At 52.0% G+C, this 24,081-nt stretch carries 29 protein-coding genes; 5 read left to right on the top strand and 24 right to left on the bottom strand.

The genetic code is table 11. From position 1 onward, the window contains the following. Positions 1–54: 54 nt before the first annotated feature. Positions 55–1,317, top strand: a complete 1,263-nt coding sequence (locus NFR55_RS00145) for a hypothetical protein (RefSeq protein WP_251545115.1) — start codon at positions 55–57, stop codon at positions 1,315–1,317. Positions 1,318–1,348: 31 nt separating this feature from the next. On the opposite strand, the gene NFR55_RS00140 is transcribed toward NFR55_RS00145, so the two are convergent. The 3 genes from NFR55_RS00140 to NFR55_RS00130 all read right to left on the bottom strand — a co-directional run bounded on the left by NFR55_RS00140 (position 1,349) and on the right by NFR55_RS00130 (position 3,341). Next, positions 1,349–2,059, bottom strand: coding sequence for a hypothetical protein (locus NFR55_RS00140; protein WP_251545114.1), 711 nt, complete (start codon positions 2,057–2,059; stop codon positions 1,349–1,351). A gap of 14 nt (positions 2,060–2,073) precedes the next feature. Further along, positions 2,074–2,607: a hypothetical protein gene (locus tag NFR55_RS00135; protein WP_251545113.1), complete on the bottom strand. Its 534-nt coding sequence runs from the start codon at positions 2,605–2,607 to the stop codon at positions 2,074–2,076. Positions 2,608–2,681: 74 nt separating this feature from the next. Continuing rightward, positions 2,682–3,341: a hypothetical protein gene (locus tag NFR55_RS00130; protein WP_251545112.1), complete on the bottom strand. Its 660-nt coding sequence runs from the start codon at positions 3,339–3,341 to the stop codon at positions 2,682–2,684. A gap of 86 nt (positions 3,342–3,427) precedes the next feature. Here NFR55_RS00130 and NFR55_RS00125 point away from each other — a divergent pair, with 86 nt between their 5' ends. The 3 genes from NFR55_RS00125 (at position 3,428) to NFR55_RS00115 (ending at position 4,618) form a co-directional block, all read left to right on the top strand. Beyond that, positions 3,428–3,655, top strand: a complete 228-nt coding sequence (locus NFR55_RS00125; RefSeq protein ID WP_251545111.1) for a helix-turn-helix domain-containing protein — start codon at positions 3,428–3,430, stop codon at positions 3,653–3,655. A gap of 87 nt (positions 3,656–3,742) precedes the next feature. Continuing rightward, positions 3,743–3,979 (top strand): helix-turn-helix domain-containing protein, encoded by a 237-nt coding sequence (locus NFR55_RS00120; RefSeq protein WP_251545110.1) that lies wholly within the window; start codon positions 3,743–3,745, stop codon positions 3,977–3,979. A gap of 378 nt (positions 3,980–4,357) precedes the next feature. Further along, positions 4,358–4,618: a helix-turn-helix domain-containing protein gene (locus NFR55_RS00115; RefSeq protein WP_251545109.1), complete on the top strand. Its 261-nt coding sequence runs from the start codon at positions 4,358–4,360 to the stop codon at positions 4,616–4,618. Positions 4,619–5,259: 641 nt separating this feature from the next. Here NFR55_RS00115 and malQ read toward each other — a convergent pair. From malQ to NFR55_RS00050, 13 genes are all read right to left on the bottom strand, one after another. Beyond that, a complete protein-coding gene (gene malQ / locus NFR55_RS00110) occupies positions 5,260–6,726 on the bottom strand; it encodes a 4-alpha-glucanotransferase (RefSeq protein WP_251545108.1) in 1,467 nt (488 codons plus the stop codon). Between the two features lie 16 nt (positions 6,727–6,742). Next, positions 6,743–6,925, bottom strand: a complete 183-nt coding sequence (locus tag NFR55_RS00105) for a hypothetical protein (protein WP_251545107.1) — start codon at positions 6,923–6,925, stop codon at positions 6,743–6,745. A 22-nt stretch (positions 6,926–6,947) separates the two neighbouring features. Further along, positions 6,948–7,733 carry a ParA family protein gene (locus tag NFR55_RS00100; RefSeq protein WP_251545106.1) on the bottom strand — a complete coding sequence of 262 codons (786 nt, stop codon included), beginning with the start codon at positions 7,731–7,733 and terminating at the stop codon, positions 6,948–6,950. Between the two features lie 7 nt (positions 7,734–7,740). Then, positions 7,741–8,514 carry a DeoR/GlpR family DNA-binding transcription regulator gene (locus NFR55_RS00095; protein ID WP_251545105.1) on the bottom strand — a complete coding sequence of 258 codons (774 nt, stop codon included), beginning with the start codon at positions 8,512–8,514 and terminating at the stop codon, positions 7,741–7,743. Positions 8,515–8,659: 145 nt separating this feature from the next. Next, the gene (locus NFR55_RS00090; RefSeq protein WP_251545104.1) at positions 8,660–9,208 is read right to left on the bottom strand and encodes a BMC domain-containing protein; all 549 of its coding nucleotides are present in this window, start codon (positions 9,206–9,208) and stop codon (positions 8,660–8,662) included. A gap of 52 nt (positions 9,209–9,260) precedes the next feature. Further along, positions 9,261–10,577, bottom strand: a complete 1,317-nt coding sequence (locus tag NFR55_RS00085) for a 4Fe-4S dicluster domain-containing protein (RefSeq protein ID WP_251545103.1) — start codon at positions 10,575–10,577, stop codon at positions 9,261–9,263. A 12-nt stretch (positions 10,578–10,589) separates the two neighbouring features. Continuing rightward, the gene (locus NFR55_RS00080) at positions 10,590–10,847 is read right to left on the bottom strand and encodes a EutN/CcmL family microcompartment protein (RefSeq protein ID WP_251545102.1); all 258 of its coding nucleotides are present in this window, start codon (positions 10,845–10,847) and stop codon (positions 10,590–10,592) included. Continuing rightward, positions 10,848–11,498, bottom strand: a complete 651-nt coding sequence (pduL, locus tag NFR55_RS00075) for a phosphate propanoyltransferase (RefSeq protein WP_251545101.1) — start codon at positions 11,496–11,498, stop codon at positions 10,848–10,850. A gap of 132 nt (positions 11,499–11,630) precedes the next feature. Next, entirely contained in the window at positions 11,631–11,909 is a 279-nt protein-coding gene (locus NFR55_RS00070; RefSeq protein WP_251545100.1) for a BMC domain-containing protein, read from the bottom strand. An 89-nt stretch (positions 11,910–11,998) separates the two neighbouring features. Next, positions 11,999–12,367, bottom strand: coding sequence for a BMC domain-containing protein (locus NFR55_RS00065; protein ID WP_251545099.1), 369 nt, complete (start codon positions 12,365–12,367; stop codon positions 11,999–12,001). A 24-nt stretch (positions 12,368–12,391) separates the two neighbouring features. Next, complete coding sequence (locus NFR55_RS00060) at positions 12,392–12,673, bottom strand: BMC domain-containing protein (protein WP_251545098.1); 282 nt, start codon at positions 12,671–12,673, stop codon at positions 12,392–12,394. Positions 12,674–12,691: 18 nt separating this feature from the next. Next, positions 12,692–13,006 (bottom strand): BMC domain-containing protein, encoded by a 315-nt coding sequence (locus NFR55_RS00055; protein ID WP_251545097.1) that lies wholly within the window; start codon positions 13,004–13,006, stop codon positions 12,692–12,694. 11 nt (positions 13,007–13,017) lie between these two features. After that, positions 13,018–14,220 (bottom strand): zinc-dependent alcohol dehydrogenase, encoded by a 1,203-nt coding sequence (locus NFR55_RS00050; RefSeq protein WP_251545096.1) that lies wholly within the window; start codon positions 14,218–14,220, stop codon positions 13,018–13,020. A gap of 374 nt (positions 14,221–14,594) precedes the next feature. Here NFR55_RS00050 and NFR55_RS00045 point away from each other — a divergent pair, with 374 nt between their 5' ends. After that, entirely contained in the window at positions 14,595–14,753 is a 159-nt protein-coding gene (locus NFR55_RS00045; RefSeq protein WP_251545095.1) for a hypothetical protein, read from the top strand. Positions 14,754–14,792: 39 nt separating this feature from the next. On the opposite strand, the gene NFR55_RS00040 is transcribed toward NFR55_RS00045, so the two are convergent. From NFR55_RS00040 to NFR55_RS00005, 8 genes are all read right to left on the bottom strand, one after another. Next, the gene (locus NFR55_RS00040) at positions 14,793–16,184 is read right to left on the bottom strand and encodes an aldehyde dehydrogenase family protein (RefSeq protein ID WP_251545094.1); all 1,392 of its coding nucleotides are present in this window, start codon (positions 16,182–16,184) and stop codon (positions 14,793–14,795) included. After that, complete coding sequence (locus tag NFR55_RS00035; protein WP_251545093.1) at positions 16,175–16,672, bottom strand: GlcG/HbpS family heme-binding protein; 498 nt, start codon at positions 16,670–16,672, stop codon at positions 16,175–16,177. Before NFR55_RS00035 ends, NFR55_RS00040 begins: the two co-directional genes overlap by 10 nt. A 1-nt stretch (position 16,673) precedes the next feature. Beyond that, positions 16,674–17,489 (bottom strand): class II aldolase/adducin family protein, encoded by an 816-nt coding sequence (locus tag NFR55_RS00030; protein WP_251545092.1) that lies wholly within the window; start codon positions 17,487–17,489, stop codon positions 16,674–16,676. 126 nt (positions 17,490–17,615) lie between these two features. Further along, on the bottom strand, positions 17,616–17,966 hold the full coding sequence (locus NFR55_RS00025) for a BMC domain-containing protein (protein ID WP_251545091.1): 351 nt from the start codon (positions 17,964–17,966) through the stop codon (positions 17,616–17,618). A gap of 131 nt (positions 17,967–18,097) precedes the next feature. Continuing rightward, complete coding sequence (locus NFR55_RS00020; RefSeq protein WP_251545090.1) at positions 18,098–18,889, bottom strand: glycyl-radical enzyme activating protein; 792 nt, start codon at positions 18,887–18,889, stop codon at positions 18,098–18,100. 310 nt (positions 18,890–19,199) lie between these two features. Beyond that, positions 19,200–21,722, bottom strand: coding sequence for a glycyl radical protein (locus NFR55_RS00015; RefSeq protein WP_420851534.1), 2,523 nt, complete (start codon positions 21,720–21,722; stop codon positions 19,200–19,202). A gap of 178 nt (positions 21,723–21,900) precedes the next feature. Then, the gene (locus NFR55_RS00010) at positions 21,901–22,713 is read right to left on the bottom strand and encodes a hypothetical protein (protein WP_251545088.1); all 813 of its coding nucleotides are present in this window, start codon (positions 22,711–22,713) and stop codon (positions 21,901–21,903) included. Positions 22,714–22,715: 2 nt separating this feature from the next. Further along, a complete protein-coding gene (locus tag NFR55_RS00005) occupies positions 22,716–23,918 on the bottom strand; it encodes an acetate/propionate family kinase (protein ID WP_251545087.1) in 1,203 nt (400 codons plus the stop codon). Positions 23,919–24,081: the final 163 nt, after the last annotated feature.

Below are 24,081 nucleotides of genomic sequence, written 5' to 3'. Positions count from 1 at the left end.
AATTTTACCTTTTTTCGGGCAAACTACCGAGTATCAAAAACAAGGAGACGAAACATGTCATTAAACCCTTTCACTCTCAAGCCGATGCCCATGAACAAGTGCTTCGGTAACTGGAACAAACTTTACCCCAAGGCATACGACAAAAACGAAGCAGACCCCTACACCAAGGTGCGCATAATTCTCATGAACGGCACCGAATTCGAAGCGCAATGGTTTTTGCACAACTTTGCGCGGCACTGCAACAACAACGATATACGCAGAGAGCTTGCTCTCACCCGCCGCATAGAACAGCAACAGCAAAAGAAAATCAGCATGCTTAAGCCCATAGACGAGAGCACTCTCGAAACCACCATTTCTTACGAACAACTCGCCGTAGACCTCACCGCGATTATGGCGCAGTACGACCCCGACCCCTACGTGAAAGCCGCGCTCGACTTTGCGCTTTTGGAGGATTTCGACCACCTTTACCGCTACAGCGACCTGCTCGAAATGGAAGAAGGCATTCGCGGCGAAAGGCTCGTTGGCAGTTACACCGAGATAATGCCGGGCAGACCCACCATAAGCGAGCACCGCTATCCCTTCGACGACGTGCGCAGATTTGCGCCCATAGGGTCGAGCGATATGCTCACCAATCTGCACACCATGATAATCACCGCCGCCGAACAGCAAACCATGAACTACTATATGAATATAGGTCAAACGCACAAGAGCGAGCTGGGGCGCAGGCTCTACAGCGAAATCGCCATGATAGAAGAACAGCACGTAACGCAGTACGAAAGCCTTATAGACCCCAACTCCACCTGGATGGAAATGGCGCTTTGCCACGAATACGCCGAGTGCTACCTCTACTACTCCATGATGGAAGACGAAACCGACTCGCACGTGCGCGATATTTGGGAAGAACATTTCAACATGGAAATAGCGCACCTTCACGCCGCCGCCAACATGCTCAAAAAATACGAGCGCAAGGATTGGCAACAGGTAATCCCCGTAGGCGAATTCCCCATGCTTTTGTCGTTTAACAAAAATATCGAAAACAACAAAAAACATGTGCGCGACGTACTCAAAAACACCGTTAAAAACACGAGCGTGCTCGAGGAATATGCCGAGGTGTGCTCCGTTCCCGAAAATTACGAATTTTTCAAATACAACGATACCGTAAACGGTTCGTCGGGAAGCGTGGCAAGCCACAACGTGATAGAGCAGTATATCACCGAGGCGGGCGAAGATTACCGCTTCCAAGAAACCCAACATCCCGTAAAAGAACTGCGTTGCCGCACCTGCGACAACACCGACGTAGGCAGAAACTGCGACTGACCGCAAACTCCCCCGAACAAAAAGACTTACGCTAATTTCGCGTAAGTCTTTTTATGTTCTTTAAGGCGTCCGAAATCATTAAGACGGCGAGCGCGAGCACAGCCAAACATGCGGCAAATCCCACGGCGGAGTTCATAACGGTTGCGAAACGAGCCTCCTCCCTCTTCCCGAACGTGGCGAGCAGTATCACGGTAAGCGAAGCCATGGTCATGCACGCGTCGGCAAAGTTCAGATTGCGCAAAGATTGCACAACGGGGTCGCCGTGCCGCTTTGCGCGAGCGAGATTTATCGACGCCATAGTTATTTTGAAAAATGCGTAAGCCGCCGTTGCTATAGCCATAATCTCGCCGCTTTTTGCCGGTCTGCCGAATATTATAGTGAGCGATATTCCCACCGCCATTGCTATTTCAACAAGCACCAAATATATGCCGCCGGCAAGCTGTATTCTGTTGCGAGCGAGCAGGTGTTTTTTGTCGTCTTCGGCATATTTTTTGCCAAGTTTGTTGTCGGCAAGCACCACCGCCAAACGAAAGATTATGAGAGCGAAATAATATGCCGAAAAAGCGTAATACCACGCAGAACCGTAAACAAAGGCGCACACAAGGTTTCCTACCGCAAACCCGAAATTTATTACCGCAGAACATACCGCCAAAACAGCAGTTTTGAAGCCGTATAGCTCCAAAAACATTTTGCCGTATCGGTTGCGCTTTATTCGCTCTTTTATACGTTCTTTGGCTTTCAAATTTTCGCTCTCTCCTATACGTAAAGTATAGCATGCCCGCCCCGATTTTTCAAGCGAATAGTACGGGTATTACGCAGGAGATTGCCACGGGTGCAAGCACCCTCGCAATGACGGGTAACCTTGTCATTGCGAGCGAGCAACGCGAGCGCGGCAATCTCTTGCGGTATACCCTTGTCATTGCGAGTGAGTGCAACGAGCGCGGCAATCCCCTGCGGTATGCCCTTGTCATTGCGAGCGAGTGAAACGAGCGCGGCAATCCCCTGCGGTATGCCCTTGTCATTGCGAGCGAGTGCAACGAGCGCGGCAATCTCATGCGGTATGTCCTTGTCATTGCGAGCATAGCGAAGCAATCCCCTGCGGTATGCCCTTGTCATTGCGAGCGAGTGAAACGAGCGCGGCAATATCAGCCATGAGAAAGGTGTAGCAACTTTTCTTGTTCCATGTATGGGATTGCCACGGGCATAAATGCCCTCGCAATGACGGGCGGGCGTTGTCATTGCGAGCGAGTGCAACGAGCGCGGCAATCCCATGCGGTATACCCTTGTCATTGCGAGCGAGTGAAACGAGCGCGGCAATCTCTTGCATGAGAAAGCAAAAGACTTGCTTATAAAGCAAGTCTTTTTTATTTTGCATGCAACTCGTAGTATTTTCGGCATTTAAGTTCCATTACGCCGCATTCCTCTCCCATCAAGAAAAGAAACAATGAAAACAGCCCGAGCTTGTATTCCAAACGGCTCGCGTCGGCAACCCTAAGCACGTATCCGTTTTTGTTTATACGTACAACCTTTTTCACAAATTCGGGTAAGTAGTTTTCAAAATCAAAATAACTTTTTACTTTATCTCCTACCTTTTTCCGCCCCAAATATATTTGCCGCCATAGTTTGGATATACCAAGCCGCGAAGAAACCAAATCCCAAAACTCATACGCCGATGTTGTTTCGTTCGGCGTGTCTTCTATTTTTGTGCTCACTACCTCGTTAAACAGCGCAAAATTTTCGTTTATGTAATCAAGCAGTTGCTTTTTGTATTCTTCCCATTCGTCTTCGCTCTCGTCTTTACGAACGCTGCAGCTCACAAGTATGCGGAACATATTGTAATTGTAAAAGTTACGGCGGCAATCTTCCAAACTCAAAGGGTTGAAATATACTTGATTTAACTCCCCGTTTTCGAAAACGTCGTTATCCCCTATTCTGTTCCACGTTATACTCTCTCTCGGCTCGTCAAGCTCCAAAACTACTCTCGATTGCGCTTGCAGTTCAAATCTGAAATCAAACAGTGACATTTTTATTTTTTACTCCTTAAGTATTGTGGATAGTAATATTTCCTATATTTACGGATATATAGCGGATTTTCTCCTATACTGCAAATATGAAAAGAACAGTTGCATCTAATATTGCTAAAACAGTAGGCGAAAATCTTGCCGCCGCAAGAAAAGCTATGGGTATAACGCAAACTCAACTTGCAAAAGAATTACATAAATATCAACCAGATTACAGCGAATACGAAACAGGCAAAATTCAACTTGACTATGAAAAAATCGTATATCTATGCAATCGTTTAGATATTACGCCAAACGATTTATTCGGAATAAATTAAATTCCGATACTTATACTATATAGATAAAACTCCTATATGTCAAGTGTTTTATTGTAATAAATCCTATAATTTTGAAGGAGCAAAAAAATGAGCCTTACAAATGCGCAACAAATCGGAAGAAATCTTGCTCAGGCAAGAAAAGCACGCAATATTACGCAAAAGCAACTCGCTGACGAACTGAAAAAATATCAACCCGACTACAGCGACTACGAAACGGGCAACATAGAACTTAATTACGACCAAATTGTGTTTCTTTGCGAGAGATTGGATATGTCGCCGAACGAACTGTTTGACGTAGAAAGTTTGCGCGGAAAATTCAACTGACTCTTTCCCCGTCATTGCGAGCGTAATGTTGCCCTTCCCGTCATTGCGAGCAAGCAACGCGAGCGCGGCAATCCCCTGCGGTATGCCCTTGTCATTGCGAGCGAGTGAAACGAGCGCGGCAATCTCAGCCATGAGAAAGGTGTAGCAACTGTACTTGTTTCATGTTTGGGATTGCCGCGGGCACTGCGTGCCCTCGCAATGACGGGCAGGCGTTGTCATTGTATGGGAATGACGGGTAACCTTGTCATTGCGAGCGAGCAACGCGAGCGCGGCAATCTCCCTCATTAGAAAGGTATAGCAACTTTACTTGCTCCATGTATGGGATTGCCACGGGTGCAAGCACCCTCGCAATGACGGGCAAACCCTCTTTCTAAAAATATGGACAACAAACTTAAACAACTTATAGAAGCGGAAAGAATGAAATACACGGGCGCAGTGTCCCAAAATTTCAGCAAGCACCTTGCCCGATTACGCAAAGCAAGCAATCTTTCTCAAATAGCTTTTGCGGAAAAATTGGGTATACCGCCGAGCACTTATGCAAATTGGGAGCAAGGACGGCGCGAACCGAAAATTTTTGATTTATTCAACATTATGTACGTTTTGGATATCGATTACGAAGAATTTTTTGACATTACGTAAACACATAATTGCATGCGGGTTATTATGTCATTGCGAGCGAGTGCAACGAGCGCGGCAATCTCATGCGGTATACCCTTGTCATTGCGAGCGAGTGAAACGAGCGCGGCAATCTCAGCCATGAGAAAGGTGTAGCAACTTTACTTGCTCCATGCAAGAGATTGCCACGGGTGCAAGCACCCTCGCAATGACAGGCAGGCGTTGTCATTGTATGGGAATGACGGGTAACCTTGTCATTGCGAGCGAGCAACGCGAGCGCGGCAATCTCAGCCATGAGAAAGGTGTAGCAACCGTACTTGTTCCATGTATGGGATTGCCACGGACATAAATGCCCTCGCAATGACGGGTAACCTTGTCATTGCGAGCGAGCAACGCGAGCGCGGCAATCTCAGCCATGAGAAAGGTATAGCAACTTTACATGCTCCATGTATGGGATTGCCACGGGTGCAAGCACCCTCGCAATGACAACGTAACATCGCAGGAGATTGCCACGGGCATAAGTGCCCTCGCAATGACAATGCAACCCGTATCCTCGTTAATGACGAGATAAACCGCATACAATAACCCAATACGACATTTCACCATGCATGCAAGAATGCAAAACGCCGTCATGATAACCTGGCGGCGTTTTGCGTATGTTCGAATTATTTTGCACGATTGTATTTTAATGCGGTTTGTTTCATTTCTTCGGCGAGCGACTCGGGCGGAATATTTTGCAGTCTGTAACGCCAATTTCCGCAGGTAACGCCCGGTGTGTTCATTCGAGCTTCGCTCCCCTGCCGCAACCAGTCTTGCACGGGCACTATTGCCGTTTTGCATTTAGAACCGTAAAGCGCGCAAATCATGGCTTTGGCAATATCGCCGCAACCTGCGGGCAGTCTGCCGCGCACACGTTTGCGCATATGAGCATTAAGCGAACCGTACCACCCGAGCGCGGTGTCGTTGTCGTGCGTGCCCGTGTATCCTATGGAATTTTCGGTAAAGTTGCATACGGCGTGCGCGTTTTGTTTCGCCGCGCCGTCGAACCCGAACTGAACAACTTTCATGCCCGGATATCCGCACGCGCGGAGCAGTTCGCCGAGCTCGGGAGAATACGTGCCCAAGTCCTCGGCTATAATGCTCGGATTGCCGAGCGCGGACTCGAGCGCGTCGAATAACGCCTTCCCGGGGCCTGTGCGCCACGTTCCCTCCCGAGCGGTGTTCGCACCCGCAGGCACGCAGTAATACGCGCAGAAGCCGCGGAAATGGTCTATACGCAATAAATCGCACAGCTCGAGCGCACGGGTAACGCGCTTTACCCAAAAGCCGTATCCGTGCTCCGAAAGATATTGCCAATTATACAAAGGGTTGCCCCAAAGTTGACCGTCGGCGGAAAAATAGTCGGGCGGAACGCCCGCAACCTCGCTCGGCTCTCCCTGCCCGTTTACTGCGAACATATTTGGAAAACGCCAAAAATCCGCGCTGTCGTAAGCCGCATATATGGGCGCGTCGCCTATTATTTTTATGCCTTTCGAATTTACGTACGCCTTTAGCCGCTTCCACTGCGTGTGGAACAAATACTGCGTAAAGCATATAAATTCCGTTTGCTCGGCGTTGTCGGCGGCAAATTTTTTTACCTCTGCGGAATTGTAATCGCGGTATTCGCTTTGCCACTCCCAATGCGGCTTTAACTCGAACCGCTCTTTAAGAGCGCAAAACAGCGCGTAAGGCTCGAGCCAATCTTTGTTACGTTCGCAAAATTCTTTATATTCGGCACTCGGCTTAAACCGCGCAAACGCCTTGCGCAAAAGCGGCATGCGCGTAGCAAACAGCGCACCGTAATCGATTTCGCCCGCAGGCATACGCGCCGAAGAAAGTTCGTCGCGAGTAATAAGACCGCTCTCGCAAAGCCGTTCCGAATCTATAAAATAGGGATTTCCCGCAAACGCCGACGGCGACTGATAGGGCGAGTTTCCGTAAGAGGTAGGTCCGAGCGGCAACACCTGCCAATAGCTCTGCCCCGCCGCATGCAAAAAGTCGGCGAACTCGTAAGCTCGCCGCCCCATATCGCCTATGCCGTAGTCGGCGGGCAAACTCGAAATATGCAATAATACTCCGCAGTCTTTTTTCATTATAAGAAACGAACCGTTACAACAAATACGTAGGCAACTTATCGCCCACCGCGTAAATCTTTACGCGCGTGTTCTTTTTCGTCGCCTTCTTTTCGGGCTCTTTCTCCTGCGGCATAACCGCCGCGGCAACCTCCGGCTCCGCCGCCGCAATTACTTTGGCGTTTGCCACTCTGTTCAAACTCGATTTTCCCACTGCCATAATTTTTCACCTCTTTTATATTTTATACCAAATCCATTATTTCTTCTGCCACACTCTCAAACTCCTTGCTCGCGCGACTGCTCGGTTTGTAAAACACTACGGGCTTGCTGTTGTCTTGCGCCCATTCCACCGCGCTATCGAGCCTAATCACCTCTTTGAACACATGCACGTTGCCCAAATTCTCGAGTGCTTCTATGGTTTGCTTAAAGTAGTTTTTGCGCGTGTCCACCTTGGTTACGAGCACGCCGAGCACCTCGAGCGCGGGGTTTATGCCCTTTACCGTTTCCACGAAATCAAACATGTTTGCAAGTCCGAAAAGCCCCCACGGGCTCGCCTCGAGCGGTATTATAAGATAGTCGGCGCAGGCGAGCACGTTCATTACAAGGCAACCGAGCGTGGGCGGCGCATCGAGCAGTATGTAGTCGTATTCGCCCGATTTTCGCAAATCCTCGAACGCGCGGCGCATAATGGTTTCGCGTTGCCATTTGGAAAACAGCTCGTATTCCACGCCCGACATGAGCGTACTGCTCGGCAAAACGTCTACGTTTTCGAATTCGGTGCGGCGTATGCACGATTTAACGTGGGCGTTGCGGGTCAAAAGCGTGTAGGTATTAAAGTCGCTTTTGGCAAACTCGAACGCCTTTTCTTCACTAAAAAACGAAAGCGTAAGATTGAGCTGCATGTCGCCGTCTACCGCAAGCACCCGCTTGCCGCGCTTACTGAGCGCGGCGGCTATACACGAACAGCTCGTACTCTTTCCGCTTCCGCCTTTATTGTTCGCAAATGCGATTATTTTTGTATTGCCCATAGTTTTATTATATTACACTTTTCGGATAAACGCAAGTAATATTATTGGCCGCAAAGCAGTTGAGCCATTCGTCGCTCGGTTTTTCGTCGGTAACAACGTGCGTAATATCGCTAACGTTACAAATGCGCACGAGCGCTTTTTTATCGAATTTGGTATGGTCGAGCGCGAGCACCTTGCGCTTTGCCTGCGAAAGCAAAGTTTGCTTTATGTAAGCGTTGGTTTCGTTCGCGTCGGTTACGCCGCATTCGGCGTCCATTCCCTTTGCCGAAAATATGGCGGTATCCACGTTGTATGAAGCGTAACTCCTGCCCACCTGCGCGCCCGTGAGCGACAGCGTGCCCTCTTTGAGCACCCCGCCCGTGGAGATTATGTTAAATCCCGACACGTCGCTCATTTCTATGAGCAGTTCCACCGAGTTGGTAATTACGGTAAGATTGTTCTTCGATTTCAAAAATCGAGCCGCACTCACCACCGTGGAGCTGGCGTCGAGTACGAGGTGTTCGCCGTCCTGTATCATGGCTGCAACGAGTTTGCCTATTGTTTGTTTTTCGCCCGCGTTGATGTTTTTGCGTATCACAAACGGCATATCCACCACGTTGTCTTCGTTGAGCACCGCGCCGCCGTATGTTTTAATCACAAACCCGTCTTCGCTCAGCTTTTCGAGGTCGCGCCGTATGGTTTCTTCGCTCACGCCGAAAAACGCGCTCAGTTCGCTCACCACAACGCGCTTTTCCCGTTGCAACTGTTCGAGAATTTGATTTCTTCTTTCTAATGCAAGCATACGTTTTCTCCTTTTTTCGGCGCAGAGATTTTACTTTCTCATGAATGGGATTGCTTCGTCGCTTACGCTCCTCGCAATGACACGGAGAGATGCCGTGAATGGGATTGCCGCGTAATGCTGTCGCGCTCCTCGCAATGACACGCTTCTATATTATAGACTTTATAAGTTTAGAGTCGGGACGCGCTATCACGCTGCTGTCGAGAAACATGCCTTCGTTTTCGGCGGTACTCTTCGCCCTGTCAATCGCCGCTTGCACAGCCGCAACCTCGCCCGTGAGCATGAGGTAACTTTTGCCGCACATTCCGCGGGCAAGGCGCATTTCTATAAGTTTTACGTCCGCCGTTTTCGCGGCGTTGTCGGCGGCAACGAGCATGCTCGCCACGTCGAAAGTTTCGAGCACGCCGAGAGCCTTAAGTTCCTTAACGTCCGCCGTGCCGTACATTGCTTCGAAAAGTCCTTCGTGCGGATTGCCGAGCACGAACGTGCCTATATGCTGGGCGGGATACGCCGTTTTCGCCGCGTCGGACGCCGCCTTTACCGCGCTTAACTCGCCCGTAATGATTATAATGTATTTGCCGGGACAAACGGTTGCCGCTTCCGCAACGTCTACGTCGGCGGCTTTGAGCATCGCGTCCGCCGCGGTCACGCCCGCCGACACCGTTTTATATTCCGATACAGCTATCGCTTTTGCCATTTTTACTCCTCGGTTCAACCAATCTTAACTCGCCTGCTTAACTCGCCGCTCGCTAACTCTCGATATAAATATCTTTGCCCACGAGTTTCACCGTTCCGCTTATGGGCGCGTGTATCGCAACGCTCAACCCTTTGGCGGGCTTTGCTATCATGCTCCCTTCGGTAACTTTATCGCCCGCTTTAACTACGGGTTCGCTCGGCGCGCCTATGTGCATACTTAGCGGCACTCGCACCGATTTTACTTTCATACTGCCGCTTAGCGGCGCGGGCACGTTATAACGCGCAAGGTCGAGCCGCGACGACAGCCGCTCCACGGGTGCTCTGCGCGAGTCGCGAGCGGGATGAACGCCTTCCGCCTTTTTCACCTCGGGTTTAATGCCGCCAGCCCTTAGTTCGCGTTTCGCCAAGTCGAGCAACACTCGCGGGCTTAGCCCCTGCATGCACGAGTAAGACTCGCAAAGTCCGCAACCCGAGCAGTAGAGGGCGTTGTAGTACGCTTCGGTGTCGCTCAAATTACGGTGAGCTATGGCAAGCATAAATCTCGCGGGGTCTATAGGGTGACCCAACAAATGCCGCGGGCAAAGCTCGCTGCACATACGGCATTGGCAACATGCGCTCGCCGCCCTGTGCGCGTCGATGGCGGGATTTCTGCGCTTGGATTTCACCACCGCATGCTCGGGCGAGAGCACGAGTATGGCGTTGGTGGTTTTGGTTACGGTATCGTTGCCCGAAACAATCTTGCCCATCATTGCGCCGCCCGAAATATACACCGGCTCGGGCACGGTTGCGCCGCCGCAAAATTTTACGAGTTCGTCTATTTCAGTGCCGAGCGGAACTCGCACCGTTTGCGGCTTTTTCACCTCGCAAGCAACCGTTACGAGTTTATCGGTAACCGCTTTATTTCGGTGCAACGCGCAGTAGGCGTTGTACACCGTTTCCACGTTGTAAACTATCACGCCCTGCGATAAGGGCAACGCGCCCGCGTCCACCCGTCTGCCCGTAACTTGATATATGAGCACGATTTCGTCGCCTGCGGGATACATTTCTTTGAGCGTTTTTATCTCCACGTTGTCGAATTCGGCGACTACGGGGGTGATTGCCTCGAGCGTGGTTTTGTACGAGCTTTTAATTCCTATCACGCACCGTTTCACACCGAGAGCTTTGCCGAGTTCGGACAGCGCGGAAATAATCTCCACGCTTTTGTCGGCAAGGAGCTGACGGTGCAGAGTGAGCAGCGGCTCGCATTCGGCGCAGTTGAGTATGAGCGTGTCCGCGCCGCTCGCAAGTTTGGCGTAGGAAGGAAATCCCGCGCCGCCCGCGCCTACCACTCCCGCGGTCTGCAATTGAGTTTTTATCTCGTCAAGGGTCATTATTTTTCCGAATTATTCCAAACTGCTTCCGTCGTCGATAATTCCCACTATCGCCGCGTCTATGGGCGCGGACGGCGCGTCTACTCTCGCCGCGCTTCCCGTGGTTACGAGCACGTATTCGCCTATGCCCGCCCCCACTCTGTCCACCGCCACTATGCGGTTATCGATTTTAAGGCTGGGCACGGGTTCTACTATCATAAATTTACTGCCGGTCAGGTTTTCGCATTTGCGGGTGGAAACAACCGAGCCGACCACTTTACCTATTATCATTTACGCACCTCTGTTATCGACTATTACGGCAACCGCGCCCGTGGATATCTTGGAAGCGTTGGCTTCGTCGGTATCTATGTGCATTTCGAGCGTGAAGCTGTCGTCTACGCGTATCTGCACGTTGTTAAACGTAGTGCCGCGCTCGTTGTCTACGCGCACCGAAACTATGTCGCCGTCTTGCACTTTTGCCGCCGCCGCGTCGGCGGGAGCCATGTGTATATGCCGCTTTGCGATTATGCAACCTTCGCTTAAATACACCGCGCCTTTGGGTCCCACAATCGCTATGGGCGCACTGCCCTTGATATTGCCCGATTCGCGTACTGGAGCTTTTATGCCGAGCTTTACGGCGTCGGTGGCGGATATCTCCACCTGACTCGCCTTACGCGTAGGACCGAGCACGCGCACGTTTTCTATTGCGCGTAATTTAAGCCCAACTATGGTAACCGTTTCGTTTGCGGCGTACTGACCGCCCATAAGCTCTTTTTTCTTAGTGAGCGCGTAGCATTTGCCGAACAGCGTTTCCACGTCGGCTTGCGTAAGATGCACGTGCCGCGCACTCACGCCTATGGGCACGGCAAAACCGCAGGTCTGCTTATGCTCGAGAGCTTCCATCACGAGTTTTGTTATCATTTCTACGTTAGACTGTTCCATATGCTTTTCCTTGTATAAAATACGAGAAAATACTTTGTTTTAAGTAAACCGAAATTCCACCCCGCGCGAATTCATCTCCGCGCGGGACGGCATTCGATTTGTTTGCAATGACGCTCTTGCCCTTAAGCCGCCTTATTTAAGCGACGGAAGGATTTTTTCAACGTCGGTGTGAGGACGGGGAATTACGTGCGTAGCAACGAGTTCTCCGAGGTGGCTTGCGTTGTTTGCGCCGGCTTCAACTGCGGCTTTAACCGCTCCTACGTCGCCGCGAACCATAACGGATACGAGTCCGCTGCCGATTTTCTCGGTGCCTACGAGTACCACGTTCGCCGCTTTGAGCATGGAGTCCGCCGCCTCTATCGCAGCTACCAAACCTCTGGTTTCAACCATTCCGAGTGCTTCCTGTGCCATTTTTCTTTACCTCCGAAAAATATTTCTTTTTTTCTTTATTGTTGTAAACGGCGTTTTTTGTTTTGCCGAAATTACACTGAATTAAGTAGTTATTTGCTGTTTTTCTTGCTTGCGACGGGCTCGCTCTGCCGCATATCGGGCGCGAGCTTGCTCGTATCGTCGGGCGCGTTTTTGCGCTTGAGCCGAGCCGCGCTCAGCTCCACGAGTTTGAGCGTTTCCCCGTGGGGATTGGGCAACACGAGAGTTGCAACCGGCGCAATCAAACCGTTTCTCTTCGCCGCTTCTATAGAGTCGGTAACAGCCGATACCTCGCCCGTAACAACAAGCGTTACCAGCCTGCCGCCGAGTTTGCGCTCCCACGTTACAAGTTCCACGTTTGCTGTCTTGCACATGATATCGAGCGCGGTTATAGCCGCGGTAGTTCCGGATATTTCTATAAATCCGAGTGCGTTATACATCTTAAAGCGTTTCCCCGTTTGCCTTTAGCCGTTGAACTTGGGCAAAATGAGTTCCACGTCGGTGTGAGGCGAAGGAATTACGTGCGCCGCCACGAGTTCTCCGAGTCTGCTCGCCGAAGCCGTTCCCACGTCTACCGCCGCTTTAACCGCGCCAACGTCGCCGCGAACCATAACGGTTACGAGTCCGCTGCCGATTTTTTCGGTGCCTATGAGAGTTACCTCCGCGGCTTTGGTCATTGCGTCCGCCGCCTCTATCGCCGCCGTGAGTCCTCTCGTTTCAACCATTCCGAGTGCCAAATTAGCCATTTTGTTTCAGTCTCCTTTTCAGTTTTTATCGAATGCGCACAACTTGCACATTTTTTCCGTATCTTGTTCGGGCTTTGCTATTATGTGTTTCGTAACCACGCCCGACACCTTTTTTGCAGCTTCTTCGCCCGCGGCAACCGCCGCTTTCACGTCCGCCACGCTTCCGCGGTATTTCACCGTTATAAGAAGCGGAACCGGCAATTTATCGGCGTTTGCGGGTTTGTTGCGGTCGAACGGTTCGAGCGTTACGTTTGCCGCCTTTGCTCCCGCGTCGCCCGCCGCGAACGCCGCCACGAGTCCGTATACTTCGAGTAATCCGAGTGCTTCTCCCATATTCGCCGTCCTTACTTGTTGATAACTGCTATCTTAAGACCTTCCATGCGTATGTTGGTCTTAAACGCCTCGTCTATCTCCTCGAGCGGGAACGCGTGAGTTACGAGTTTGTTGAGCGGAAGCCCTATGCCTTTCGCTCTCTTTATAAAGTCGAACGTGGTGGCGTAGTCGCGAAGCGTGTACACCCACGAACCCACAAGCGTAATCTCTTTTGCGCACAAGTCGAAATGCGGATTTATGGTGGCGTCGCCGCCGTTTATAAAGAAACCGAGTTCGCAAAGTCCGCCGCCGTTGCGGATAAACTTGTATATGTTGGAGTGAGCCGCGGGAGAGCCCGTGCACTGGAACGCAAAGTCGGCTTCGTATCCGCCGAACGCTTTCTTCACCGCGCCCGCAAGAGCCTCTATGCCCTTGTGCTCCTTAAAGTTTACGGTGTTGCCCGCACCCATCTCTTTGGCAAACGCAAGCCGTTTTTCTTCGCCGTCTACCGCAACGATGTTTTCTATGCCCAAAGTGCGCAATACGGCTATGCAAATGAGTCCTATAGGTCCGCAACCTTGCACCACCACGCGCGAGTTAAAGCGCAGTATGCCGGTGGTTTTCGCGCGCTCCACTGCGTGCACGAGCACTGCGCACGGCTCTATGAGCACTCTCGAATACAGGTCGAGGTCGGACACGTTGAACACGGTGGAACCGCCGCGAACGAGTATATAATCGGCGAACCACCCGTTAAGATGCACGTCGTCGTCGGGCAAAAGTCCGTATACGTCCGCGCCGCCCACGTTCTGCTTGTTGAGGTCGAACATGGTTATATCGGGGTTATCCTTGAATATCATGCACGTAACCACCTTGTCGCCGAGCTTAAGAGGTTTGCCCGCGCTGTCGGTTTTTACGTTCTTGCCCATCTTAACTATCTCGCCCGTACCCTCGTGACCGAGCGCAACGGGTATTAGCGAAAACGGGTCTTTGCGATACTCGTGAGCGTCGGTGCCGCATATGCCGCAACCCTCCACTTTAACGAGCATATCGTTGTCGCCCACCTCGGGCATGGGGAATTCTTTTATCTCCATTTTTTCTATGCCGGTAAGCATGGCAACGTGCGCGGTTTTGGGAATTGCGCCGCCGCTCGCTTTTGCCGAGCCCGTCGCGGAACTGTTCGCGTTAAGCTCGCCGAGCACTTTTTTTACGATTTCTTCGATTTTGCCTTGTTCCATTTTTTATTCCTCGAATATTTTTGTTCTCATGCAGGGGATTGGGTTGCGGCTACGCCGCTCGCAATGACACGGGTTAATCGAAACAACGTCATTGCGAGGGTGCTTGCACCCGTGGCAATCTCAGCCGAGAGAAAGCAATAGCGATTGTACTTGTTCCATGCAGGGGATTGCCACGCTCGCGTTGCTCGCTCGCAATGACACGGGTTAATCGAAACAACGTCATTGCGAGGGGGCTTGCACCCGTGGCAATCTCAGCCGAGAGAAAGCAATAGTGACTGTACTTGTTCCATGCAGGGGATTGGGCTGCTCGCGTTGCTCGCTCGCAATGACAGGGGTGTTCCGCAGGGGATTGCCACGCGGCTACGCCGCTCGCAATGACACGGTATCCCGCAAAGGCGGCGGAGAAGGGTTGCGGATGCGCACGACAGGCGCAGTGCCCGCACCGCACCGAACTTAATATCGGACTTTCGCGGGCGTGTACCGCGAAAGGACTCCTTTTTAAGTTCGCCCAACACGGGTTAAGCAAGCGTTAGCGCAGCGGGTGTTGCGTTTGGGCGACACCGCGTCAGCGGTTATCGTATGCACAAACTGTCGCTCATAGTGCACCGCCTGCGTTTCGTAAAGGTTGACGCGCTCGTAAGCCCTTCGCCGGTGCGGCTGGCAATCGTAAAGGTGCAGAAGCCCTCGCCGCCGAAACCTATCGCCGCATAGCTCGGCGCGTTCTTTACGAGTATCGCCGTGTCTATCGCTTTGGCGTAAGTTGTAATGTTGTCTATGTTTTTGCTGTGTATGTGAGCGGAGTGGCGATTGCCGTGTTCGAGCCAAACCGCCGTTTCCACGCCCTCCTCGAAGTCTTTCACTCTCACTACGCCGAGAATGGGCATCATGAGCTCTTCGGTAATGAGCGGGTGTTCTTTCGGTCCTTCGAATATTATGCAACGAATGTTGCTCGGCACTTCCACGCCCACCATGGAAAGGAGGGTTTTGGCGTCTCTGCCCACGCACTTGCGGTTAAGTCCTTTGGGAGTAAGCACGCAGTCAACGAGCTTTTTCTGCACCTCGGGGCTTGCAAGGTAACACCCCTGCTCCTCTATCATGTATTTCATGAGTTGGTCGCAAATGCTCGACACCGCAACAACCTCTTTTTCGGCTATGCAAGGCAGATTGTTGTCGAACGTGCAACCGTTCACTATATCCGCCGCCGCCTTTCTTATATCGGCGGTATCGTCCACGAGTGCGGGAGGATTGCCCGCGCCCGCGCCTATGCCGCGCTTGCCGCTGCTGAGCACCGCCGTAACCACGCCCGGTCCGCCCGTTGCCGCGATTAGCGGTATGTCTTTGTGCTTTAGCATTATCGCGCTTGTTTCGAGCGTGGGCTTTGCCATGGAACAAACTATGTTCACGGGTCCGCCCGCCTCGAGCGACGCTTCGTTTATGAGATTTACGGCAAAGTTACTGCACTTTACCGCCGCGGGGTGCGGATTGAACACAACGGTGTTGCCGCCCGCTATCATGCCCATGGAGTTGCACAGCACCGTTTCGGTGGGATTGGTGCAAGGAGTAATGGCTCCTATCACGCCGAACGGTCCCATCTCCACGAGAGTGAGTCCGCGGTCGCCGCTCCACGCCGTGGTGGTGATATCCTCCGTGCCGGGCGTTTTTTCGGCTACAAGACGGTTTTTGAGTATCTTGTGCCCCACGTTGCCCATGCCTGTTTCTTCCACAGCCATTCTCGCCATTATTTCGGCGTTTTCGTTCGCCTTTCTTCTTATGTTGGTTATTATCTTTTCGCGCTGGTCCATAGTCATCTTTTTAACTACTTGCTGCGCTTTCTTGGCTGCGGCTATCGCCTCGTTCATATCGGTGAAAATGCCGCGCATGGGCGCGTCGCCCGCGTCGCTCAAGCTGAGCCGAGCCATCACCTCTTTTACGATATCCGAAACCATGTTTTCGTTTAATGACATATTACGTTCTCCCAATACTTTCTGCCCGCTTTCGCAAGCTCCGTATCCTGTTTAAGCGTGCCGCCCGATACGCCTATAGCTCCCACTACCTCGCCGCCTGAGTAAAGCGGTTCGCCGCCGCCGAATATTACTATTTTGCCGCCGTTCGTGTGCTGTATTCCGTACAGTTCCCCGCCCGGCGCGGCGAGTTCGGCGAGTTTTTCGGTGGGCATTTTGAGCGCAACCGAGGTGTATGCCTTGTTCACCGCGATATCGTAACTTGCGAGTATCGCGCCGTCCATGCGCATTGCCGCAACGGTGTTCGCGCCCTCGTCGGCTACCGCCGCTATGGCGTTAAGCCCCATTGCCGCGGCTTCTTCGAACACTTTCTTTATTACCGCTTCGGCGCATGCAAGCGTTACGGCGTGCTCTTTCCGCACGCATGTGCGCTTGCCGAGAGCCTGCTTTACCGCGGCACTCACTATTTTTTCCACGTCCGCGGCGTTCATTTTATAAACCGAGTTCCTTTATAACTTTTGCGGTGATGTTCTTTACGAGTTCTTCGCTCGCGTTAGCCGAGCCGCCGCAGTTGCCCGAGCAGGAATTCTTTCCGCCGCAGTTGTGGCAGGAAGGCTTTCCGTCTTTGTTGTTGGGGCAAAGGTTTGCGGGGTGCTTACCCGTCATGCCGAACTGACGGCGAATTTCGTACAAACGCTGTACCTGCGCGTCGCTGAGCTCTTTGGGTCCGCCGAGCTGACGGGACAGGTAAAGGAGCTGAGCGTAGAATTCCACCGACTCCATTTTGTTGTATGCCGCCAAAAGGCTGTCCGAGAAAGTGAGCGCGCCGTGGTTCTCGAGGAGCACCGCGTCGAAATACTGCACGTATTCGGAAACGGCGTCGGGTATTTCGTTGGTGGACGGAGTGCCGTATTTTGCGATGGGCACGCAACCGAGCGCGATAACCGCTTCGGGCATTATGGGCTGAGTGAGCGGGATTCCCGCTATGGCAAACGCCGTTGCGTACATCGGGTGAGCGTGAACTACCGATTTAACGTCGGGGCGTTCTTTGTAAACGCGCATGTGCATCTTTATTTCGCTCGACGGCTTAAAGCCCGCGTTCGCCTGTATAACCTTGCCGGTTGCGTCTACTTTGCATATGAACTCGGGAGTCATAAATCCTTTGCTAACGCCGGTGGGAGTGCAAAGAAACTCGTTTTCGGAAATTTTAACCGAAATGTTTCCGTCGTTGTTCGCAACCATGCCGCGGTTGTAAATGCGCTTGCCGATATCGCAAATCTGCTTTTTGATTTCAAACTCGTTTACCATTTTTATTTACTCCTTGTTTTGTGTGGTTTCTTTTTGTTTTTTGTTGTTGTTTTTCTATATTATAACGCGTACCGCGCAAAATGTCAATACTTTTTATGTGGTTTTGCGTGAATTGTTATGGTTTTATCAGGTCTTTGTTATTTCGCACACCGAAAAATCGAGTTTACTGCGGCAGTAGTCCGAAATAGCCGAAAGAGCCGACTGCATTTGGCTCACCTCGCCGGTAAGAATGAGCGTGCCGCTGTCGTGATAATCAATGTGCACAATCTTCACGCCCGACGCCTTTACCCCAATATCGCCCGCAATGAGCGCGAACTCCGCGGGAGAGGTATTCACTATTCCTATCGCGCCGCCCTTGTTTTCCAAACCCGCGGCGGCATAAAACGACTCGTCGGGATTTGCTATGATGTGCGCGAGCGAGATTTGTTTGCCCGGCACGAGTTCTTGCACTATGCGCATTTTTTCTTCGAGTTCCATTTTTCAGCCTCCTGATTTTCCTCATGTTTGAGATTGCCACGCTCACTGCGTTCGCTCGCAATGACAGGGGTGCGGTTCTCGTCATTGCGAGGGTGCTATGCGAACAGCCCAATCTCGGGCATTATGCCCGTTCAGCCTCCGATTTGGCAGTGCAAATTGCAATTTGCCTTCGCCGTTTCGAGTAATTCGTTCATAAGTTCGCCGCTCGGCGGAACTATATCCGCCATGGAGTATTCGCGCCCCAGTCCCTCGTATTTATCTTGCCCCAAACGGTGATACGGCAGTAAGTGCAACCCCGCAACTCCCGAAAGAGCATCGGCAAACCTCGCTATGGCGGCAATCTCCTCCCTGCTCGCGTTGAACGTGGGCACAACGGGCACGCGCACCGTAAGTTCGGTGAGTCCGCTCGCCGCAATCTTTTTCGCGTTCTCGAGCATGAGTTCGTTGGACTTGCCCGTAAATTCGCGGTGCTTTTGGGGATTAGTATGTTTTATATCGAGCAGATATTGGTCTATATACGGCAACAGTTTTTCTACGGTACTCCACTCGGCGCACCCCATGCTCTCTATCGCCGTGCTTATGCCCCGCGATTTGGCTTCTCTGAGGAGCGCAAGCGCAAACTCGGGCTGACACAAACTCTCTCCGCCCGAAAGAGTAAGCCCGCCGCCGCTCCGCCTGTAATAGCCGCGGTCGCGCTCCACCGTTTCCATAACCTCGCCCACGGTTACGTCGCGCCCAACGGTTTTTACTCCGTCTTGCGTTTTCATGGTTTGTATCTCGTAACTTTGCGACTCGGGATTACAACACCATCTGCACCGCAAAACGCACCCCTTGAGAAACACTATGGTGCGAATGCCCCGCCCGTCGTGTATCGAGTAGCGTTGAATATCGAATATTCGTCCTTTTACGTCGTTGTCGGTCATATTTCCTCAAATATTTCTCATGCAGGGGATTGCTTCGGCATTTCATGCCTCGCAATGACGGGATTAGTAATATTGTCATTGCGAGGGTGCTCGCACCCGTGGCAATCTCGGGCATGGAGCAGGAAAAGTTACTTTTGCTTTCTCATGCAGGGGATTGCTTCGCTACGCTCGCAATGACAAGGTGCCGAGGCTGCAGAGACAAGTGCAGAGACGCGCAACAGGCGCAGTGCCCGCACGGGAGCGTACTTAAACGTACGTGACCACGTGGGCACAAGCACGTAGCGCGTATATGTGCTTGTATATGCCGCCGCTAATTTCCCCAGGCTTGTTCCGTGCGGTTAATAATATCGTCTTGCAAAGAGCGCGAAAGAGTGGTAAAGAGCGCACTGTAACCGGCTACGCGCACAACGAGGTGCTTGTAATTTTCGGGGTGTTTTTGCGCGTCCAAAAGCGTTTCGCGGCTAACCACGTTGAACTGCATGTGGCTTCCCTTTTGGTCGAAATAGGTGCGAATGAGCGCAACGAACTTTTCAAGCCCCTCCCTGCCCGCAAGAGCCGACGGGTGAAATTTCTGATTGAACAAAGTTCCGTTGCTCGCTATGAAATGGTCGAGCTTGCTCACCGAGTTAGCCGTGGCGGTAGGCCCGCTCACGTCCCGCCCCGCCGTGGGACTTACGCCGTCGGCAACGGGCGCGTAGGCAAATCTTCCGTCGGGAGTAGCTCCCGTCTGCGCTCCGAGCGGCACGTTTGCCGAAACGGGATACAGCCCCGCCTGAAACATTCCGCCGCGCGGGTTTTTGTAGGTTTCGAGCGGACGGGTATACATGTACGCCGCCTCTCTCGCAAACGCGTCGGCTTCGTCGTCGTCGTTGCCGAAATGCACAACGCCGTCTATCATGCTCTTTATGTCGGCAAACCGCTTTTTGTCGGAGTCGGTAAGCGACGAAATAACGCCGCCGAGCACCGTGGGTATTTCCTTTTCCGAAACCGCTTTGCCGCTCGCCTGCATGGCTCTAACCACGTCGGCGGTGATATCCGCAACCCGCTCCTCGGTAAGATTGCCGAAATTGTAGTACAGTGCGCGTTTTAATTCCTCGAGCGTAAATTTCTTTTGGTCGAACACCAGCTTTTTCACGCAGTACAGCGCGTCGCCCATGTTAGCCACGCCGAAGCCCTGCGGACCGGTAAAGTTATAAATCGCGCCGCCCTCCTGAAGGCTCTTGCCGCTCGCTATGCAATCGTCTACAAGACAGCTTTCGAGCGCGAGCGGAGCAAGCTCCATGTGCGCGTAATCTATGGCGTTGTCGGCGTTTACGAGCAGTTCTATTGCGTAATTCATCTGCTTAACGTAAGCCTGCTTAAACTTTTCGTAAGTGTCAAAGTCGCGCACGTCGCCCGTATCGAGCCCCACCTGCTCGCCCTTATCTATGCCGCGCGAAAACACCATTTCGAGCGGGCGGCACATGTTGAAGAACGCCGCGTCGTGCCAGCCGTCGGTTTTGCCGGGGCACTGCGGCTCTACGCAACCTATAATATTATAGTTGCGAGCGTCAGCCATGGTAAGCCCGCGGCTTATGAGCGACGGTATTATAACTTCGTCGTTGTAGTATGCGGGCAATCCCACGCCGGTGCGCGTAAGTTCCGCCGCCTTTATCAAAAGCTCGTGCGGACTGCCGTTCCATACTCTTATGGAAAGCGACGGTTGCGGCAACATCACGTGCTTAGACGCCACTATGCACATAACCGACAAGTCGTTGGTTACGTCTATGCCGTCGGCGTTCTGCCCGCCCACTATCATGTTTTGGAAAAGCGAGTAGCCGGCAAAGCCCTCCGCCGAAGCCGCGTCGCGCACTTTGTTGAGGTCGTTGAGTTTAACGAATATGCAATCGATAAGTTCCTGCGCCCTGTCGCGCGTGATTTTGCCGCTCTTAAGGTCGGCGGCGTAATGGGGATACATATATTGGTCGAACCTGCCGGGGCTTATGCTGTGGCCGCTCGACTCGAGCTGCAAGAGTTGCTGAACGAACCAAAAGGATTGGCACGCTTCCCAAAAGTCGCGTGCGGGCTTGGCGGGCACTCTCGCGCAGTTTTGCGCTATCTTTTCAAGCTCGGATTTGCGAGCGAGGTCTTTTTCTTTGGCGGCTTGCGACGCGGCAAGTTCGGCGTAACGCGCGGCGTAAAGTTTTGCCGCCTCGCACGCAACTATTACCGCCTTTAAGAACGCCGAACGGCGGGCGTAGTCGGCGTCGGCAACGCTCGCTTTTTCAAGCTCTTTCGCGGCGCGAGCGGTTATCGAGTCGAGTCCCTCGTTTATAACGGTATCGTATTGCACGGTTACGTGCCCTATGCCGTTGTAAAAGTAATTGCCGGGAGTGAACATATTGTGCGCAAACGCCGTGCGTGCCTCGGGCGCCATATACGAGGTTGCAAGCTCGCTCGTGGTCTTTCCGCGCCAATATTTGTGAACCTCGCGCAATGCCGCTTTGCTTTCCTCGCTTATCTCGAAAGGGTCGGCGGAACGTGTGGCAACGGTGTCGAATTCGCTCTCCAGCCACTCGAACGAAAACTCGGGAAAGGTGGGACACGAGCGCGGGCTCACCGAGTTCGCTCCCACTATAAGTTCGCCGTCGCGGATAACTATGGGAATGTTTTTGCACACGTTGTAAAACGCTTTCGCCTTTCTGAGCACTATGGGCTCGCCCTCGGTTGAACGGAACGACTCCGTATAAAGCACGGCGCGGTAATGCTCAATCTGCGGCATCTTTTTGAAAAGGTCGTCTACGAGTTTGGTTATTCTCGGCGTTTTATCGCACTCTTTTATTTCGAATTTCATGCTCATGTCCCTCTTGATTTTGCAAAGCAAATTTTGCTCTACGGTATAGTCGCTATGAGTATACCGTTTAGTGTAGTATACCACATAATCCCACACATGTCAACGGTTATATAAAAGAAAAACCACAAAAACCAAATTGTGTTCTTGTGGTTATTTGCAAATACGGCGTTTGCCGCCTCTAATCTTCATCTATCATGGCGGCGGATTTGCTCTTTTCGTGCAAACGGACTTTTACCGAGTCGCCCTCGTTGTAGCAAGTGCGCGAATAAGCGATTTTTTCTTCGCCGTTCACGTCTAAAATAATTTTATACACCACGTCCGTTATCGTGATTACGTCGTTGTTTTCTTGCGTGCGCTTGCTCGAAATCACGCTCAACTTAACCGTAGCGTCGAAAACTTCTTCTTCGAAACCTTTGCCGCCAAGCGAAATGCGCTGTTTTATAGATACGGTTATAACCGCAATAAGAATAATGCCCGCAAAACCGCCCAAACACGACAGCCCGACTACGTAATAGCCCAAAAAGGTAAACGCCACGCCGCCGAAAATCAATGCGAGAAGCGCCGTCAAAAATATACGCCCCAAAACTCTCGTTTTTTTATCGGAAGCGGCATACGCCTTTTTTGCGTCGGATACGGCATGCCGAGCATAGGCAATGCGGTTTTCCGCGCCCGACGCGGAGTTTATCTCTTCTATCATGCGAAGTTCCTCATCGTTTGCGGAGTTCGCATTTTTTTCGTCGCGGTCGGTTGCGTATTCGTCGGTTTCGGAGTCCTCGCACGTTTCATCGTCCTCGTCGCCCGAAGGTTTTTTAACGATTTTCACGACGGAAACCATAGAAAGAATAACCGCAACGGCAACGCAACCGCTCACAAACACGATTATGCCCGCGGCGGTCAACTCTCTTATGTCGAGCACTACGCCCAAAGATACCACGCCTGCGCACAAAGCAAAAAACAGTATAAACAGTATGCGTCTTGTTTTAAGCGACACTTTTACTTACTCTCCACGAGTTCCTTTGTTTCTCTCGCTATAACGAGTTCTTCGTTGGTGGGAATAATGAGCACTTTAACGCGCGAGTCGGGAGTGGAAAGCTCGCGTGCTATTCCGCGCTCGCCGCTGTAGTTTTTCTTCTCGTCTATCTTTATACCGAGATATTCCATGTTTTCGGCAACGCGCTCGCGCACCTCGGGGGTGTGCTCGCCCACGCCCGCGGTAAACACCAAAACGTCGAGTCCGTTCATTGCCGCGGCATACGCGCCCACGAATTTTTTAACGGTGTAGCCGAACACGTCGAGCGCGAGAATTGCACGTTCGTCGCCCTTTTCCGCCGCCGCGGTAAGGTCTCGGAAATCGCTCGAAACTCCGCTCAAGCCGAGCATGCCCGACTTTTTGTTGCATACGTTGAGCATATCGTGCACGTTCATGCCCGTTTTGCCCATCATGTACTCGATTACCGACGGGTCTATATCGCCGCAACGCGTGCCCATGGGAAGCCCCTCGAGCGGCGTGAAGCCCATGGAGGTGTCCACGCACTTGCCGCCGTTTACCGCGCTTATCGAAGAACCGTTGCCGAGGTGGCAGGTTATGATTTTAAGGTCTTTTATATCTTTGCCCACAAACTTTGCGGCTTCGCTCGCCACAAACTTATGACTCGTTCCGTGGAAGCCGTAGCGGCGCACCTTGTAGTCTTTGTAATACTCGTAAGGCAGTCCGTACATGTACGCTTTTTTGGGCATTGTGTGGTGGAACGCCGTATCGAACACCAAAGCCATGGGAACGCCCGGCATAGCCTTTTTGCACGCCTCCACCCCTATTATGTTCGCAGGCTGATGGAGCGGCGCAAGTTCGCCGTTGTTGCGGCAGATTTCCATTACCTTATCGGTAACGAGCACCGACTCGGTGAAATCCTCGGCGGAATGCACCATTCTGTGCCCCACCGCGCCAATCTCGCTCATGCTCTTTACAACTCCGTGCTTTTTATCCACGAGAGCCTCGAGCACAAGCCGAATGGCTTCGTTATGGTCGGGCATGGGCGACTTTATAACCGTTTCGGCTTTGCCGACTTTATGCGTGAGCATGCTTCCGTCTATGCCTATGCGCTCGCACACGCCCTTAGCCATAACGGCTTCGGTTTCCATATCTATGAGCTGATACTTCAGAGAACTGCTTCCCGCGTTTATAACAAGTATTTTCATTTTTTCCTATTTCCTTTCTTTTTTATTTTTTGTTCGACGTTAACGCAACAGTGTTGGTTTAGTTTCTAACGGATGGGATTGCCACTGCTTTCTTGTCATTGCGAGGAGCACTGCGACGAAGCAATCTCTTGCATGAGAACGGAATAGTGACTGTACTTGTTCC

The sequence above is a fragment of the Pumilibacter intestinalis genome (genome assembly GCF_943193005.1).
In the GTDB taxonomy this organism is placed as follows: Bacteria; Bacillota; Clostridia; order Christensenellales; family Pumilibacteraceae; genus Pumilibacter; species Pumilibacter intestinalis.
This window is presented reverse-complemented; position numbering and strand designations above follow the sequence as displayed.